The 16,586-nt window shown below is 56.2% G+C and carries 18 protein-coding genes; 13 read left to right on the top strand and 5 right to left on the bottom strand.

Annotated features, from left to right (window positions below):
- Nucleotides 1-30: 30 nt before the first annotated feature.
- The 4 genes from gatB to ABJI08_RS14705 all read left to right on the top strand — a co-directional run bounded on the left by gatB (nt 31) and on the right by ABJI08_RS14705 (nt 4,776).
- A complete protein-coding gene (gene gatB, locus ABJI08_RS14720; protein ID WP_348402596.1) occupies nt 31-1,542 on the top strand; it encodes an Asp-tRNA(Asn)/Glu-tRNA(Gln) amidotransferase subunit GatB in 1,512 nt (503 codons plus the stop codon).
- Between the two features lie 647 nt (nt 1,543-2,189).
- Complete coding sequence (locus ABJI08_RS14715; protein ID WP_348402595.1) at nt 2,190-3,476, top strand: tetratricopeptide repeat protein; 1,287 nt, start codon at nt 2,190-2,192, stop codon at nt 3,474-3,476.
- An 18-nt stretch (nt 3,477-3,494) separates the two neighbouring features.
- Nucleotides 3,495-3,968 (top strand): thioesterase family protein, encoded by a 474-nt coding sequence (locus tag ABJI08_RS14710; protein WP_348402594.1) that lies wholly within the window; start codon nt 3,495-3,497, stop codon nt 3,966-3,968.
- Nucleotides 3,969-4,089: 121 nt separating this feature from the next.
- Nucleotides 4,090-4,776, top strand: a complete 687-nt coding sequence (locus tag ABJI08_RS14705) for a DUF4177 domain-containing protein (protein WP_348402593.1) — start codon at nt 4,090-4,092, stop codon at nt 4,774-4,776.
- Nucleotides 4,777-4,784: 8 nt separating this feature from the next.
- Here the strand turns inward: ABJI08_RS14705 and ABJI08_RS14700 are convergent, their stop codons facing one another.
- Entirely contained in the window at nt 4,785-5,042 is a 258-nt protein-coding gene (locus ABJI08_RS14700; protein WP_348402592.1) for a BolA family protein, read from the bottom strand.
- Between the two features lie 76 nt (nt 5,043-5,118).
- Between ABJI08_RS14700 and ABJI08_RS14695 the strand changes: the two genes are divergently transcribed.
- Both ABJI08_RS14695 and ABJI08_RS14690 read left to right on the top strand, forming a co-directional pair.
- Complete coding sequence (locus ABJI08_RS14695; RefSeq protein ID WP_348402591.1) at nt 5,119-5,742, top strand: DnaJ domain-containing protein; 624 nt, start codon at nt 5,119-5,121, stop codon at nt 5,740-5,742.
- Nucleotides 5,743-5,811: 69 nt separating this feature from the next.
- The gene (locus ABJI08_RS14690) at nt 5,812-7,368 is read left to right on the top strand and encodes an adenylate/guanylate cyclase domain-containing protein (protein WP_348402590.1); all 1,557 of its coding nucleotides are present in this window, start codon (nt 5,812-5,814) and stop codon (nt 7,366-7,368) included.
- Here ABJI08_RS14690 and ABJI08_RS14685 read toward each other — a convergent pair.
- Complete coding sequence (locus tag ABJI08_RS14685) at nt 7,350-7,760, bottom strand: hypothetical protein (protein ID WP_348402589.1); 411 nt, start codon at nt 7,758-7,760, stop codon at nt 7,350-7,352. The two genes, ABJI08_RS14690 and ABJI08_RS14685, sit on opposite strands and share 19 nt — an antisense overlap.
- Nucleotides 7,757-8,014 (bottom strand): hypothetical protein, encoded by a 258-nt coding sequence (locus tag ABJI08_RS14680; RefSeq protein ID WP_348402588.1) that lies wholly within the window; start codon nt 8,012-8,014, stop codon nt 7,757-7,759. Before ABJI08_RS14680 ends, ABJI08_RS14685 begins: the two co-directional genes overlap by 4 nt.
- Nucleotides 8,015-8,122: 108 nt before the next feature.
- On the opposite strand from ABJI08_RS14680, the gene ABJI08_RS14675 reads away from it, so the two are divergent.
- The 3 genes from ABJI08_RS14675 to ABJI08_RS14665 all read left to right on the top strand — a co-directional run bounded on the left by ABJI08_RS14675 (nt 8,123) and on the right by ABJI08_RS14665 (nt 10,241).
- Complete coding sequence (locus tag ABJI08_RS14675) at nt 8,123-9,139, top strand: AraC family transcriptional regulator (protein WP_348402587.1); 1,017 nt, start codon at nt 8,123-8,125, stop codon at nt 9,137-9,139.
- 165 nt (nt 9,140-9,304) lie between these two features.
- On the top strand, nt 9,305-9,517 hold the full coding sequence (locus ABJI08_RS14670) for a hypothetical protein (RefSeq protein WP_348402586.1): 213 nt from the start codon (nt 9,305-9,307) through the stop codon (nt 9,515-9,517).
- Nucleotides 9,518-9,530: 13 nt separating this feature from the next.
- Nucleotides 9,531-10,241 (top strand): response regulator transcription factor, encoded by a 711-nt coding sequence (locus ABJI08_RS14665; protein ID WP_348402585.1) that lies wholly within the window; start codon nt 9,531-9,533, stop codon nt 10,239-10,241.
- Nucleotides 10,242-10,306: 65 nt separating this feature from the next.
- Here the strand turns inward: ABJI08_RS14665 and msrB are convergent, their stop codons facing one another.
- On the bottom strand, nt 10,307-10,765 hold the full coding sequence (gene msrB, locus ABJI08_RS14660; protein ID WP_348402584.1) for a peptide-methionine (R)-S-oxide reductase MsrB: 459 nt from the start codon (nt 10,763-10,765) through the stop codon (nt 10,307-10,309).
- 109 nt (nt 10,766-10,874) lie between these two features.
- Nucleotides 10,875-11,939: an MBL fold metallo-hydrolase gene (locus ABJI08_RS14655; RefSeq protein WP_348402583.1), complete on the bottom strand. Its 1,065-nt coding sequence runs from the start codon at nt 11,937-11,939 to the stop codon at nt 10,875-10,877.
- Between the two features lie 315 nt (nt 11,940-12,254).
- On the opposite strand from ABJI08_RS14655, the gene cobS reads away from it, so the two are divergent.
- The 4 genes from cobS to cobT all read left to right on the top strand — a co-directional run bounded on the left by cobS (nt 12,255) and on the right by cobT (nt 16,452).
- Nucleotides 12,255-13,229: a cobaltochelatase subunit CobS gene (cobS, locus tag ABJI08_RS14650; RefSeq protein WP_348402582.1), complete on the top strand. Its 975-nt coding sequence runs from the start codon at nt 12,255-12,257 to the stop codon at nt 13,227-13,229.
- The gene (locus tag ABJI08_RS14645) at nt 13,229-13,930 is read left to right on the top strand and encodes an aspartate/glutamate racemase family protein (RefSeq protein ID WP_348402768.1); all 702 of its coding nucleotides are present in this window, start codon (nt 13,229-13,231) and stop codon (nt 13,928-13,930) included. The genes cobS and ABJI08_RS14645 overlap by 1 nt, the downstream gene beginning before the upstream one ends.
- A 173-nt stretch (nt 13,931-14,103) precedes the next feature.
- Nucleotides 14,104-14,505 carry a hypothetical protein gene (locus ABJI08_RS14640; RefSeq protein ID WP_348402581.1) on the top strand — a complete coding sequence of 134 codons (402 nt, stop codon included), beginning with the start codon at nt 14,104-14,106 and terminating at the stop codon, nt 14,503-14,505.
- Between the two features lie 72 nt (nt 14,506-14,577).
- Complete coding sequence (cobT, locus tag ABJI08_RS14635) at nt 14,578-16,452, top strand: cobaltochelatase subunit CobT (protein WP_348402580.1); 1,875 nt, start codon at nt 14,578-14,580, stop codon at nt 16,450-16,452.
- The last annotated feature ends 134 nt before the right edge of the window (nt 16,453-16,586 follow it).

Here is a 16,586-nt window from a genome sequence, read left to right as displayed (position 1 = left end):
GACCAGCCAGTTATTCAAGGAGCCGGAGCGATGCTCGACCTGACCTATGAAACCCCCAAGCCCAAGATCATCGCGGGCGCCAAACATGACTGGGAACTGGTCATTGGTATGGAGGTACACGCCCAGGTATCTTCCAACGCAAAGCTATTTTCCGGCGCGTCCACCCAATTTGGCGCAGAGCCCAATGCAAACGTGGCATTTGTGGACGCGGCAATGCCCGGCATGTTGCCCGTCATCAACGAATATTGCGTGGAACAAGCGGTGCGCACGGGGCTTGGCCTCAAGGCTGAAATCCATCTCAAATCGGCCTTTGACCGCAAAAACTATTTCTACCCCGACCTGCCTCAGGGCTATCAGATCAGCCAGTTATATGAACCCATTGTTGGCGAAGGTGAAATCATCGTCGACATGGGGCCGGGCGTGGCGCGCAAAGTGCGTATTGAACGTATCCATCTGGAACAGGATGCGGGCAAATCGGTGCACGACATGGATCCGAACATGTCCTTTGTGGACCTTAACCGGACCGGTGTCGCGCTGATGGAAATCGTCAGCCGCCCTGACATTCGCGGCCCCGAAGAAGCCGCGGCATATGTCACCAAGATGCGCCAGATCCTGCGCTACCTGGGTACATGTGATGGCAACATGCAAAACGGCAACCTGCGGGCAGATGTGAACGTGTCGGTGTGTCGGGCCGGACAGCACGAGAAGTATATGGAAACACAGGATTTCTCGCATCTGGGGACGCGGTGTGAAATCAAGAACATGAACTCGATGCGGTTCATTCAGGCAGCAATCGAATATGAAGCCCGCCGCCAGATCGCAATTGTCGAGGCTGGTGGCTCGGTGGATCAGGAGACGCGCCTTTACGATCCCGATAAAAACGAAACCCGGTCAATGCGCTCTAAGGAAGAGGCGCATGATTATCGCTATTTCCCTTGCCCTGACCTGCTTCCGCTGGAGATTGAACAGGGCTGGGTGGACGACATTGCAGCCACCTTGCCAGAGCTTCCAGACGAGAAAAAAGCGCGTTTTGTCAATGACTTCGGGCTGAACGAATATGACGCGAGCGTGTTGACGGCGGATGCGGAATCGGCGGCTTATTTTGAAGCTGTGGCTGAGGGGCGTGACGGGAAACTGGCGGCAAACTGGGTCATCAACGAACTGTTTGGACGGCTCAAAAAAGAAGACCACGATATCACCGACAGCCCGGTCTCTCCGGCGCAGCTGGGGGGCATTATCGAGCTGATTTCGGCCGAGACAATTTCCGGCAAAATCGCCAAGGACCTGTTTGAAATCGTCTATACCGAAGGCGGCGAACCTGCTGAAATCGTTGAGAAACGCGGCATGAAACAGGTTACTGACACCGGCGCGATTGAGACCGCTTTGGACCAGATCATCGCTGACAATCCGGCGCAGGTCGAAAAGGCCAAAGAGAACCCGAAACTGGCCGGATGGTTCGTGGGTCAGGTGATGAAAGCCACCGGCGGCAAGGCCAATCCCAAGGCCGTGAACCAGCTGGTCGCACAAAAACTCAAGGGCTAAACCCCACATCGGCAGCGCGTCGGTATTATGTCGGTATTGCGTCGGTTTCATCTGCCACCCGGAAAATCAAAAAACCCGCCACAGCACCGTGGCGGGTTTTGTTTTTAGCAGGCTCATATTCTCGCCTCACGTGGCGAAAGCCCATGACTCCGCCGCTCTAAATCAAATATCGTCGCTTCGTCTCTCGCCCGCAAAGTTAGAGAAAAGTTAGCACGCTAACCTTGCGCTAACTTCAATTTTAGATTATGTTGATGGCATAGCAATTGGAGGCCAGGATGACAGCATGGATAATTTGGCTTGGATTAGGTGGGGTGGCACTGCAATTTATTGCTGCTATTCTACTGCTGATCAAGCACCTTGGGTAAAAACAGACTGCAATCACATTGTCGAACCAAGACTTAACCTATGGCAAAGAATTCGGCGCGCTCGTCAAAGCGCACCGTAAGGCTTTGGGCTTGTCTCAAGCCGCGCTTGCAAAAATAGTCTTTGGACAAGAATCTCGAAAGGGAGATATTTCGAGGATTGAGACTGGCAAACATGGTAGACCCAGACCCGACACGGTCAGTAGGTTTTCCAAAGCTCTGTCAATTCCAAAAATTGAGCTTTCACGCCTCAAATACGTCGACGAGCAAAACACCACGCTTAGCTTGGACCGTCTCATCAAGGCTACCGAAAAGACGCAAGCCGCCATCGGCACTCAAGAGAACTTGCTAGTAGCGCTCGCAAGAAGATATCACGAAGGAAACCCTGAAGACTTCGACAGCGCCCTATCAGGCTTGCAACACGCGCTGGAACAGGCTGCAGAGATGCGGGACCAGTTGCCGGGGAGCGCTTCGGACGCGTCGACCTTGGTCGAGGCACAAGTAAAGAAGCTGAACGACGCCGGTGACGTTGACGCCGCTGAGGAAGCATTATGGGACGAACTGGAACGGGCCCAAGCGGCGCAATTGCGGCTGGTTGAGGCCGGATTGCGGCAGGTGGTGCTGACGCGCAATGTCGATCGGGCGGTGGCGCTGGAACTGAAGAAGCTCTCGCTTCAGAGCGGCGGGTTTGAAGCCCTGCGCGATGTCATGCGCGGCTGGTACGAACGCGGGCGCGACAAGGGGTTGCGGTTTGATCTAGAGGTGGCGATTGGACTGGCGCAGCAGACACAGAAGGCGGCAAACACCAAAGATCAACGCGGGACTGCGCTGAATGATCTGGGCATTGCGCTCGCAACCCTCGGGGAACGCGACACCGGTACAAAGCGGCTGCAAGAGGCTGTCACCGCCTATCGTGACGCGCTCCGCGAGCGGGCCCAAGAGCGCGTACCGCTGGACTGGGCAAAGACACAGAACAATCTAGGCGCTGCGCTGCAAACCCTCGGGCAGCGTGAAACCGGCACTCAGCGGCTGGAGGAGGCAGTCACCGCCTATCGCGACGCGCTCCGCGAGCGGATCCGGGAGCGTGCGCCGCTGGACTGGGCCATGACACAGAACAATCTGGGCAATGCGCTCTGGACCCTCGGAAAACGCGAAACCGGGACGGACAGGTTGGAGCAGGCTGTCGAGGCTTACCGCGATGCCTTGTTGGAATACACCCGCGACTGCGTGCCGCTGGACTGGGCCATGACACAGAACAATCTGGGCACTGCGCTCTTAACTCTCGGGGAACGCGAAACTGGCACAACGCGACTGGAGGAGGCTGCCACCGCCTATCAATACGCACTCCGCGAGTTGCTCCGGGAGCGTGTGCCGCTGGACTGGGCCATGACACAGCATAATCTGGCCGGCGTTGAGATTGCATTTTTTGACAAAACGGGAAAAGCGGACGCTTTGGACCGCGCGCAGGACCACGCAGAGCAGGCGCTGGACGTATTTGAAGAGACACAGGCATCTTATTTCGTCGAGGAAACAAAAAAACGCCTTAGTGCCATCCAATCGCGCCGTCGCTGACCCACAACAGGATCGTCCATGACCATCACCCCCTTTCTCTCTACCCCTCTGCCCGTCGAGCCAGACTGGATCGATTATAACGGCCATCTGAACATGGCGTATTACAATGTGTTGTTTGACCGGGGTGTGGATCAGGTTTGGGAGCAATTGGGCTTTGGTCCCGACTATCGCGTGCGCAGCGGGTGCACGACGTTTTCGGCAGAGTTCCATGTGTGTTACCTGCGTGAAATTCATCTGGGGGATGCGGTCACGGTCAGTTTTCATCTGTTGGATCATACCGACAAGGCGGTGCATTTTTATCAGGAGCTGATCCATCCGGAGGGCTGGGTGTCAGCGACGGGCGAAGGTGTGGCGCTGCATGTGGATCAAAGCGGGCCACGGGTGGCGGCGATGCCCGAGGATATTTTGCGCAATGTGCGTGCGTTATATGCGGCGCATCAGGATTTGGCGCGCCCGGAGCGTGTGGGGCGGGTTATGGGGCTGCGGGCTTGATCCGTGGGTTTGGCGGGGCTGTGGCGCGCAGGCCTCGGGCGGGTTGGCGCGTGGATTTCCGGGAAGACACTGCCCGGGGCGAATGTTATAGCTGATTGTGATATTTCAGGTACGATTGATCATGACGCGTTACGAATACAAGGTTGTGCCCGCCCCGGCCAAAGGGCGCAAAGGCAAAAAGGTCAAAGGCCCCGAGGGACGGTTTGCGTTTGCGGTGGAAACCGTGATGAACGACATGGCCGCCGAGGGGTGGGAATTTCAGCGCACAGAAACGCTTCCCAGCGAAGAACGCAGTGGGTTGACGTCAAGCACAACTACGTTTCGCAGTGTGATGGTGTTCCGACGTGCGCATAAGGATGACGCCAGCGCCTTTGCGCCGCGTTTGCTGGACACGCCTGCAGTTGTCGCGGAATTGCCTGCGCCCGTTGAGCCGGTGAAGCCCGTAAGACCCGTGCGGCCTCAGGTGGTTGTGGCCGAGGTTAAGCCCGAGCCAGCAGCGCCGGTTGTCACTGACGAGGCGGATGCGACGACTGCGTCTGAGGAAACTGACAGTGAAGCCAAACCAAAAACCGTGCCCGAGCCGTCTGTTTTTGTTGCCCCCAAGGCGCCGACCAAGGTAGCTGCCGCTGACGATGAAGCAGATGTGCCCCCTGCCATGGATGTCGAGAAACCTGCGACGGCGCCTTTGGTCCTGACACATGCGGATCGAAAAGAAGTGCAGGACGAGGAAGAGCCAGAGATCGGCGCGACGGTCAGTGATATTTCGATCGCCCTGCGGGCGCGCGCCAAGAACGTCAAGCAGACGTAAGCCCTGCCCTAGGTGTCGATGTCCAGCGCCAGTGCGTGCATGCGGGCCACAAGGTCTGCGCCCAACGCCGAATGCACCGCGCGATGACGGGCCAGACGGGTCATGCCTGCAAACGCACCGGCCCTGATGCGCACATTAAAGTGGCTTTCACCACCCTCGCGATATCCGCCATGTCCGCGATGGCTTTCGCTGTCATCAACCACCTCAAGATCGTGCGGTTCAAAGGCGACTTTCAGCCGGTCGTAAATTTCCTGTGTCTTAGACATGAATTTTTGCCTCCAGCCTCTTCAATCTGCCGCTCTTTAAGGTAAACTCTCTGCTCCGAGTCGAAAAGGTGAGAACATGGCCAAGTCTGATCCCTTTGGTTTTGATATGTCGATCAAATCAGCCAAGAAAAAGAACCCCCGCGGACGACGGGGCATGTCGGGGGCTCAGGAGACGTCGACGCGGGTATGCGAACATGAGGGCTGTGAAGAGGCCGGACAGTTCCGCGCCCCTCGCGCTCCGGACGTGCTTGATGAATTCAAATGGTTCTGCAAGGAACATGTGCGCGAATATAACCTTAAGTGGAGTTTCTTTGACGGCAAGACCGAAGCCGAAATGAATGCCCAGAAATCCAAGGACAAGGTCTGGGAACGCGAAACCAAGACCTTTGTCGATCCAGAAGCGCGCGCCTGGGCACGGCTGGGGATCGAAGACCCGCATCAGGTACTGGGCAACAACGCAACGCAAAACCCCGGCAAAGGCGGCGCCGGGTCCCGCAGATTGCCACCAACAGAGCGCCGGGCGATTGAAATTCTGGAAGCGCAGGACAACTGGACCAAAGCGGATGTGCGCAAGTCCTACAAAAAACTGATTAAGGTTCTGCATCCGGATATGAACGGCGGCGACCGCAGCCAGGAAGAACAGCTACAAGAAGTTGTCTGGGCCTGGGATCAGATCAAGGAAAGCCGAAACTTCAAATAAATCGTTCGCTTGGCCCCTGACCTGTATGTCGATAGGGTTGTGATTGACCGGATCAGGCGGAGACTACACATGAAATGGCTAAGCGCATTGATGACAGAACGGCCACGCCTGCTTTTTGCGGTTGTGACGCTGGCTGTGGCATTGCTTCCGGTGTGTGTCTGGCTTGATCTCAACAGCATGTCGCACAACAATTTGCATCGTCAGGCAACCGGTGTGAACGGGCTGTTGAACAGCGTGCGGTCCTATTATTCAGCGAATGTTGTTGCCCGTGTTCTGGGATCGGACGATGAAACCGTGGCCCTGCACGATTATCGCACTGTCGACGGTGCCATTCCAATCCCGGCCACTTTGTCAATTGAGCTGGGCGAAGCAATTTCAGAACAGAATCGTGGTCTGGCCTATCGATTTGTATCTGATCATCCGTTTTCAAACCGCGAAGATTATGAGCTGACCGCGTTTGAAACTGACGCGCTTAAGATCTTTCGCGACGAAACAGACACCCGAGACATGCTGATAGACGAAATTGGCAACATTTTTGACCATCAGATGTTTCTGGCCACCCCCGTGCGTATGGCGCAGACCTGTGTTGATTGTCACAATAGCCATGTCAACAGCCCGAAACGCGATTGGCAAATCGGGGATGTGCGCGGATTGCAGATTGTGCATGTGCGTCAACCCATCGCTTTGAACCTGTTTTCTTTCAAGTTCCTGCTCGCCTATCTTGCTGTTGCTGGCACGATGGGTTTCCTGTTTGCGATCCACCAATTGCGATTGGCCGAAAAATTCCGCACCGCCAATGATGAATTGACCGCCAACAATACGTTTTTGGCTGATGTGTCCGCCAAAATCTCGAAATATCTTGAACCGCAAGTCTACAAATCGATCTTTGCCGGGGAACGCGACGTGGCGATTTCAACCGAACGCAAAAAGCTGACCGTGTTCTTTTCGGATATCAAAGATTTCACCGCCACAACCGAACGTATGCAACCCGAAGAACTCACGTCGCTGCTGAACAAGTATTTCAGTGAGATGAGCCTGATTGCCAAGGATCACGGCGCCACAATTGATAAATTCATCGGTGATGCGATTGTTGCGTTTTTCGGAGACCCATCGACCCACGGTCCGGCTGAAGATGCGCGCGCCTGTGTGCGTATGGCGCTGGACATGCAAAAGCGGCTGGATGAGCTGGAAGATGTTTGGCGCTCCGATGGAGTGGAACACCCATTCCGGGCGCGGATGGGCATCAATACAGGGTATTGCAACGTCGGCAATTTCGGCTCTGACTCCCGGATGGATTACACTATTATCGGCGCCGAAGCCAATCTGGCGGCACGGCTTGAAAGCATTGCCGAGCCGGGCGGCATCGTGATGAGCTATGAAACATATGCCCACGTGCGCGACCTGATCGACGCCGAGCCGTTAGAGCCGCGCCATGTCAAAGGTATTTCGCGCGAAATCACACCGTATAAGGTGCTGCGCCCTGCCCCTGACCAACCCAAAAGCCGCACCCGCGAAGATAGCGAACGGCTGGTTGTTGATCTGCACGGTATGGACGAGCGCACTAAACGCGAGATTTCGGCCGCCGTTGATGCGGCATTGGCCGGGCGTCAAGCCTCTTCGGATTGACGCATCGGCGCGCCAATCAAGTCCGGCATCAGCGGCACAGTTCGCGCCAGTGGGGACGCCAGTGTTTCAGGTGAAAAGCGCGACGTCAGGAACGTGCCATTCAGTAAATCGGGATTCTGATCCAGAAATGTTGCCGCATCCGGGGTTGGGTTGGCGTGCCGACGTTCAGCAATAACGCTCATAAAGGCATGAGTGATGGTGGCATGGAATTTTTCCGGAACCCCGGCCGCCTCGACCAATCGGCGCAATCCGGCGACAAATCGGGCGGACGCAGTAAAGAATTCGCCCTGTTCTAATGCCTCCCACGCCACAGCAACATGCGCCCGGTGGCTAAAGTCTTGTGGGTCCAGCGTGCCATCATCCAGCTTTTGCAGCATTGTCAGATAAGTCATGTCTGTCCCTCATGGTTTTCTTGTAAGCTATGTGAATCCTGTGACGTCAGATCCAGCTCATAGACGTCTTTTAGCTTTGCGATCTTGGCCAGTGTCCGATCCGAAAACGGCGTTTTACCGTCAAATGCATGCAGGACAATCCCCTCCAGCAATTCAGCTGTAGACATATCAAGTTGTTCTGCCAGCGCTTTGAGCACCTTGAGCATGCGTTTTTCCAGCCGCAGCCCGGTTTGAACCCTTTCGATGTGTTTCATGCGATTCTCCAATTTGAGGTACCTTGGTATCAAAGTAACGAGCAACTGAAAACCATATTTTTGATTTCAGACACTTGCCAGAGCACGATCCGCGTAAGATGTTGAGGCATGTCGAGACACCAAGCCAGCCATATCGCCGCCGTTGCCCGGGACTTTGCAGCCTATTTGGTCAGTCTGGGGTTTGATGAACGCGATATTCTCAAAGGCACCGGGCTTGTCCTGTCTGAAATTGAAGAAGACGGCGCGCAGGCGCCTTTGCCTGCCATTGTGGCCTTGTTCAACCGAGGTGTGGCGCTGACCGGGAATGATCTTATCGGATTGGACTGGGGGAAACAGCGCAGCGCCAACCGGCTTGGGTTGATCGGCTACATGGGACGCACCTCGCCGACATTGGGGCAATTGCTTGCCAATCTTGCCCGGTTTCGACGTGTGTTCAGCGAGCCAATGGAGATTGATGTCGCGCGACTTGCCCAGGACGGCGTTTATTCATGGACCTACAAGGTTCCTGCGCATGTGGATTGCACGCAGTTTGTTGAATCCCAGGCCGCATATATGTTGGTCGGATTTACACGCGCGGTTCAGAAACAGATCCGCCCCACTGCGCTTGCCTTTGAACATCAACGTGACGACCACCAGGATACGTTCAGGCGCTTTTTCGGGTGCCCTGTTCAGTTTCACGCGCCCCGCAACCAGATCACGTTTGATCTGGCGGACCTTGCATTGCCGATTGTGACCTCGGACGAAGGGTTGAACAAAATCCTCGTACAGCATTGCGAAATGGTGTTGGCACAAACCCCGCCTGACAGCTCGGACATCCGCGTGATTGTCGAGCGTGCAATTGCCGACCGGTTGTCTTCGGGCGATCTGTCTCAGGACATTATTGCGCGTGATCTGGGTATGAGCGCCCGCACATTGGCGCGGCGTCTTGATCAGACCGGGGTCAGTTATCAAAAAGTGCTGGCCAACCTGCGGCAGGCACTGGCGGAACGGTATTTGCGCAGCGCCCAGATGTCGCAAAGCGAAATCGCCTATCTGTTGGGTTATTCAGATGTCAGCAGTTTTGCGACCGCTTTCAAGCGCTGGACAGGTCGGTCGCCGGGCGAAATCCGCCACAGCCTTGCCTGAATTCCGCTATATTGGCGAGAATTCCCAAATTTCTGGCAGCTTCCCCAAATCATTAAGGCAGAAACCACCCCATATGTCTAATGAACCGGAGGGAACGCAAAGACAAATCGCACCCCCCACCGGGCGCAATGGGCCGTAAGGCCTTGAACACTTGGGGGAAACCAAATGACTATTCAACCGATGGGCTTGTGTCGACCGCAACCACCAGCCTCTTATACAACAGCCTTTTTTGACGCCATGATCAAACCGATGTTCGCAGCAAACCTGCCTGAACCGGTCGCGATTACCGCTGAAAATCACCGCGAAGCTCGTCTTGAGCGGACAAATCACAACTTGTTCTATCTGGTCCACGCCGGCAAGGCGTCCAACTTTTATTGAAAGGAGCACCACCATGGCTCAACTCGTTCTGGTCGATGACGACCGTTCCGTCCTGACTTCTGTTTCGGCGCTGCTGGAAAACGAAGGACACACCGTACGCAGCTTTACTGACCCGAAACGGGCGCTGCAGACCATCAACAGATCCAAGCCCGACCTTGCGGTTCTGGACGTTCAAATGCCGGACATCGACGGGTTCGAAGTGCTGCGCCGCATTCGTGAAACATCCAACCTGCCGGTCATGTTCCTGAGCGGCGAGAGCTCGGATGTAGACGAAGCCATGGGGTTGCGCCTGGGTGCGGATGATTACATGCAGAAACCCTATTCGCCACGCGTTTTGGTGGAACGGGTCCGCGCCTGTTTGCGCCGCAAACCCGAGGCCGTGTCTGTGCCCACTGGCGAAGGTGCTGCGCTAACCCGCGGTGCGTTGCACATGGATCGCGACTGTCATCTGGTGACGTGGAACGATCATCCCGTGCAATTGACGGTCACTGAATTCAATGTGCTGTGGATCATCGCGCAACGTCCGAACGTCGTGTTCAGCCGGTCCAAAGTGCTGGATATTGCATATGGTGACGACATCTATGTCACTGACCGCAGCATCGACAGCCAGATCAAGCGCATCCGTCTGAAACTGCGCAAGGTTGATCCGACGTTTGACTCGATCGAAACACTGTATGGCTTGGGATATCGGTATGTGATGACGCCCAACGAGGCAAAACACTAAGGCACGCAGCCAAAAATCAATAAGGCCCGGGCATTCCGCCCGGGCCTTTTGCGACAGACCTTTTGTTAAGCCGCTTTGAACACCAGCGACACACCATTTATGCAGTGGCGTTTGCCAGTTGGTTTGGGCCCATCATCAAAGATATGCCCCAGATGTGAACCGCAACGGCGGCAATGCACCTCGGTATGAACAGACAACCAGCGCCGGTCCGGCTTGGTGTCCACAGCTTTGTTCAGCGCTTTGTAGAAACTTGGCCAGCCGGTGCCGCTGTCGTATTTGTGACGCGACGAATAGAGCGGCAGATCACATCCACGGCAGTGGTATTTGCCTTTGGCGGTGACCTTGTCCAGCGGTGATGTGCCCGCGCGCTCGGTCCCTTCCTGACGCATGACCTTATATTCCAGAGACGATAACATGGCGCGCCATTCCGCATCTGTGCGGGTGACTTCAAACGCGGCGGCGCTGGCGAATTGTGGTGTCAGGGTTGCTGCGGCAACGCTCGCAAGAAAATAGCGACGATTCATGTTGTGTCCTCCTATCAGATCAACATGTGTTGCCTTTGAGGAAACGGCAATAAAAGCCTGTGCACGGCTGCGTGAGAAGATTGACACATTCCGCAGCCGTGCCTGTTTTTTATTCCGCGACAAGTCGCAGTTTGGTCAGGTCCGGCCCAACAACAACGTCACCTTCATAGCCGCTGTCACGTACCGCGCCAATATAGTCATCGGCGGTCAGGCCGGTCTTGGACACGGGATAAGGTCCCTGCCTTGGCGCGCCCAGCGGTGGAATATGGTGCGTCAGCATCAGATGCTTGACCCCGGCTCGCTTGGACAACGCTCCGAGATCCGTGGCGGTTGATTGACGGTAATAGATCGGAGGTGGAAATCCTGACACACCGTCTGGTCCCATGATCGGATGGATCACGGAATGCACAACAACATCTGCGCCCTGTGCCAGCTTTTCAACCTGAGCCGAGGTAGAGCTGTCACGTGGCGGTTTGGGCGTATCGTTTCCGGCATCGCCACCGATAACCACGCTGCCTGCGGGCGTATCCACGCGGTAAGACGCATGTCCCGCAACATGGCGTGACTTGATCGCCGACACTTTGACATCGCCCTTTTCCCAAACTGTGCCGGGGTCGTCGCCTGGCGAAAAGGTCATAATATTCAAGAGGTCAGCCGGTCCACCGGGCAGACGTTTGGGGTTTTCCGCCAACCGCTGTGCCATTTCGCCAGACGCAATCAGCGCCGCACCAATGTTTTCACCATAGGCACGACAGCTCATTGTGTAGCCTTTGGGCGTGGTCACATCATCGCTGCACACCATGTCCACTTTGGGTCCTGCAGACCCGAAATGCCACCGCAGCTGCATCAGATCCGCCAGCCCTTCGGAGTGATCCGAATGGACATGCGTCAGGAATACAGCGTTAATTTTTCCGGCAGGCACGCCCAGTTTTGAAAGTTGCTGCGTGGTGCCCCGGCCAGTGTCAAATTGCAGCATAACGTCCGAACAATTGTTTTCTTCGCTGCCATAGCGCACCAATGTGCCCGCTCCGGCCTGGCCCCGAAATACCGGCGGCCCGCCCTGAACACCCGTCAAAATAACATCAAGGCAAGGTGCCGCAACCGCCGCACCAGACGCCGCCATCAGGCCCGCTATCACAGCGCCACCTAGTCCAAGTCTCTTTACATGTTTCATATCGTCCCTCCTGTCCCAGATGCTTTTTATCGTTTTTTCGGGCGTATGTCATTTTTTTTCGTTTTTAGTGGGCATCCTCGCTATTAATCGATTGTGAATTGCGCCGCTAATTCCATTTTGCGTTGCGCTGATCTGCCCCTCGACCAGCGTCAAATCCTTCAATTCACCGCCCTGAATTTGCCACCGCGTGTTGGGTCTCATTTCTCTTGTGATCCGCTGCAATTTCGTGCACGACAGGCCGATGAACAGGGCCAATGATTTTGGTCGAGGAAATTTGGGCAGCATAATTCGGCCGGTGTGACAAGGATAACTCAGATGACAGATACCAACGCAAAACCCACCGAGGATATTCTGGTTCGGGACGTGTTTGGCATCGACACCGACATGAAGGTGCGTGGCTTTGAAGAGCGCGGCGATCGCGTTCCCGAAATCGACCCGACTTACAAGTTTGATCCCGACACGACGTTGGCGATCCTTGCGGGCTTTGCGCATAACCGCCGCGTTATGATCCAGGGCTATCACGGCACAGGTAAGTCGACCCATATCGAACAGGTCGCCGCCCGTCTGAACTGGCCCTGTGTGCGTGTGAACCTTGACAGCCACATCAGCCGGATCGACCTGATCGGCAAAGACGCGATCAAATTGCGCGACGGCAAACAGGTTACTGAATTCCACGAAGGCATTCTGCCCTGGGCGCTGCGCAACAACACAGCCATCGTTTTTGACGAATATGATGCGGGCCGCGCGGATGTTATGTTTGTGATCCAGCGCGTGCTGGAACATGACGGCAAGCTGACCCTGCTGGATCAGAACGAAGTGATCACGCCGAACCCTTATTTCCGTCTGTTTGCCACATCCAACACCGTTGGTCTGGGCGATACAACTGGCCTCTATCACGGCACACAGCAGATCAACCAGGCCCAGATGGACCGTTGGTCGCTGGTTGCCACGCTCAACTATCTGAGCCACGACGCGGAAACCGCCATCGTTCTGTCCAAGGCGCCGCATTACAACACCGCCGAAGGGCGCAAAATTGTCAGCCAGATGGTCACCGTGGCCTCGCTCAGCCGGACGGCATTTATGAATGGCGATTTGTCCACTGTGATGTCACCGCGGACAGTGATCAACTGGGCCCTGAACGCCGAGATTTTCCGCAATGTCGGCTATGCGTTCCGCCTGAGTTTCCTGAACAAATGTGACGAACTGGAACGCCAGACCGTGGCCGAGTTCTATCAGCGTTGTTTTGACGAAGAGCTGCCAGAAAGCGCGGCCAGCGTCAGCCTGGGCTGATCGGCAAACCGTTACATATCGGTCTGATCGGCGGCATCGGTGTTGCCGCGACCGTCGTTTATTATCAAAAACTGACCGCCGCCGTGGACACCATGGGCGGCGGTTTGCAATTGACCATCGTGCATGGCGATGTGCACGAACTCATCCGCAACAACCTTGCCGATGACCGGGCGTCTCAGGCACAGGTCTATGCGACGCTTTTGCATCAACTGAAAAACGCCGGATGTGATTGCGCGGCGATTACATCCTTGGGCGGCCATTTTTGTTTCGAAGAAACGGTGGCACTGTCGCCGCTGCCGCTGATTTCGGCTGTCACGCCGCTGGATGCGTATTTCGCAGCGCAGGATCTGCAAACTGTCGGCTTACTGGGCACTGGCGTGGTCATGCGCACCAAGTTGTATGGCCAATTGACCAAAACCCGCGCTGTGGCGCTGGAGCCGGAAATCGACACATTGGGTCAAACCTATCAGGACATGGCCGTTGCAGGCATTTGCGCCGCTGATCAGCGCGCGGTGTTTCTAGACGCGGGCGCACGGTTGGTGCGCGATCGGGGCGCAGACGCGGTTGTTCTGGCCGGGACGGATCTCAATCTGGCATTTGATGGCCAGGCCCCCGGTTATCGGGTGATTGATGCGCTGGACGTGCATGTTGATGTGTTGGCACGACTGGCGTGCGGCAAGGATGGCCTGACCACACTCTGACCGCCTCTAAGGTCGCGCACTCAACTTATTGGTTTCCTTACGAGTCTTCTTTCTGCTTATGCAAAAAAGTTGACGTAAGGGCAGCGCTCACGTTCCCGTGACAGCGCGATTTTGGGTCAGTTTTCTCACAATGCACACTTGCCCGGCACATTATTCTGCTCAAAGATCAAAGGATGGGCAGTATCAAGACAATACTGAGTTCTTTGGTGTTGAGCGCGGCGGTTGCGCCCATAGGACCAGCCGCGCTCTCCCAATCCCTAATAACGTCTGATCCTCTGCAGTTCTTTGCCACCTGCGCCGGACGTTTGTCTGCGGAAATGGAGTTTCAGTGGATGTTTGATGGCGCAGCCGCAGACCGAATTTCTCAAGAGCGACTGGCCGTGCTGGACATCATAGATGCAATGATGCCGCCGGATCAGGGACGCACCGTTTTGAACTGGCGTGTAGAGGCGAAAATGGCGCAGGCGGCTTTGCTGACACAGGCGACATTTGCAACACAGGACCGTCGCGCGGACAATGCCCGCACGCTGGCGTTGCGCAACGTCGAAAGCTGCCGTGCACAATTGCTGAGCTGAGCCGCAAATCGCGCTGCTGCTGTGGGATTCGTGACTTGCGCAAGGGTCACAACCCGTGATTTATCACAAAGTATGAGCACCAAGTCTGACAACCCCGCTGATCCGTTCAAAAAGGCGCTGGCCGAAGCCACAAAAGTGATGGCTGACGACCCGGAGCTGAACGTTACCTACACGGTCGACCCCGCAGGGGTGTCGGGTGATTCAATGCGCCTGCCTCAGGTCAGCCGCCGCATGAGCCGGGACGAAGTGCTGTTGGCGCGCGGCACTGCCGATGCGCTGGCGTTGCAGCGCAAATACCACGACGATGGCACCCACGCCCGCTATGCCCCCCAACAGGGCATTGCGCGCGAGCTTTATGAAGCGATGGAAACCGCCCGATGCGAGGCCATGGGCGCGCGCGACATGCCCGGCACAGCCAGCAACATCGATGTCAAAATCGCACATGAGGCCACCGGGCGTGGCTATGGCGATCTGACGTCAACGCAAGAAGCCCCCCTGCCCGTCGCGGCAGGATATCTGATCCGGCATCTGGCCACCGGGCGTGATCTGCCAACCGGGGCGGCAAATGTCATGCAGCTGTGGCGCGGGTTCATCGAACAAAGCGCAGGCGATCATCTGGACGATTTGCAGGACATGCTGTCCGACCAGAAAGGTTTTGCCAAATTTGCCCGCCAGATCATCGAAGATCTGGGCTATGGCGACCAGCTCGGCGAAGATCCTGATGAAATGGACGATGATCAAGAGAATGAGGCCGAAGACAATTCGGACGATACCGACGATCCGGACAGCTCTGGTCAGGACGATAGCCAAGAAGAAAGCGAAGCCAATCCCGAGCAGTCTCAGGAAGACCAACAGGACATGTCCGAAGCTCAGGTCACAATGGATGACATGGCCGAGGATGAAATGGGCGAAGAGGCCGAGATGCCAGAGGGCGAAGCGCCGCTGGACCCGCCCCCTCCCCCACCGTTTTCCGAAGCGGACCCGGATTATAACGTTTTTGATCCGCGCAATGACGAAGAGATTGCCGCAGAAGATCTGGCGGAACCGGTCGAACTGGAACGGTTGCGCGCCTATCTGGATCAACAGCTGGAGCCATTGAAGGGCGCCGTGAGCCGGTTGGCCAACAAACTGCAGCGCCGCTTGCAGGCGCAACAAAACCGGTCCTGGGAATTTGACCTTGAAGAAGGCATTCTGGACGCCGGACGGCTGGCGCGTGTGGTGGCAAACCCAACCACCCCGCTGAGTTTCAAGGTCGAAAAAGACACCGAATTCCGCGATACCGTTGTGACGCTACTGCTGGACAATTCCGGCTCGATGCGCGGGCGGCCAATCTCGATTGCCGCGATTTGCGCTGATGTTCTGGCGCGTACGCTGGAACGGTGCAACGTGAAGGTGGAAATTCTGGGCTTTACCACGCGCGCGTGGAAAGGTGGACTGAGCCGCGAAAAGTGGCTGAATGACGGGCGCCCGCAACAGCCCGGACGCCTGAACGATCTGCGCCACATCATCTACAAAAAGGCCGATGCGCCGATGCGACGGTCGCGCCAGAACCTTGGATTGATGATGAAAGAGGGCTTGCTGAAGGAAAACATTGACGGCGAGGCGCTGGAATGGGCGCATCGGCGTATGCTGGCGCGCAATGAGGCGCGCAAAATCCTGATGGTAATTTCAGATGGCGCGCCTGTAGATGACAGCACCCTGTCGGTGAACCCGGCCAATTATCTGGAAAAACACCTGCGTGACGTGATCGCGATGGTGGAAAAGCGCCGTCAGGTGGAGTTGCTGGCGATTGGGATCGGCCATGATGTGACGCGGTATTATGATCGCGCGGTTACGATCACAGATGTGGAACAGCTGGCAGGTGCGATGACAGAACAGCTGGCCGCGTTGTTTGATACCGACCCGCGCGCACGTGCCCGTGTCATGGGTCTGCGTCGCGCTGGATAGACGGGCATGAGGGGCGTTGCCCCTCTTGGCCTTTGGCCAAGTCACCCCAAGTATTTTTGGCAAATTGAAGGTATGGGCGCTTGTCTTTACGGGCGGTGGCGATAGCGTGAGGTCAGCGGTTCAGGAGGGATGTG

It is taken from the genome of Shimia sp., assembly GCF_039969785.1.
Classification (GTDB): Bacteria; Pseudomonadota; Alphaproteobacteria; order Rhodobacterales; family Rhodobacteraceae; genus Shimia.
The sequence above is the reverse complement of the archived record's forward strand: the minus strand, read 5'-3'. Positions and strand labels throughout refer to the sequence as shown.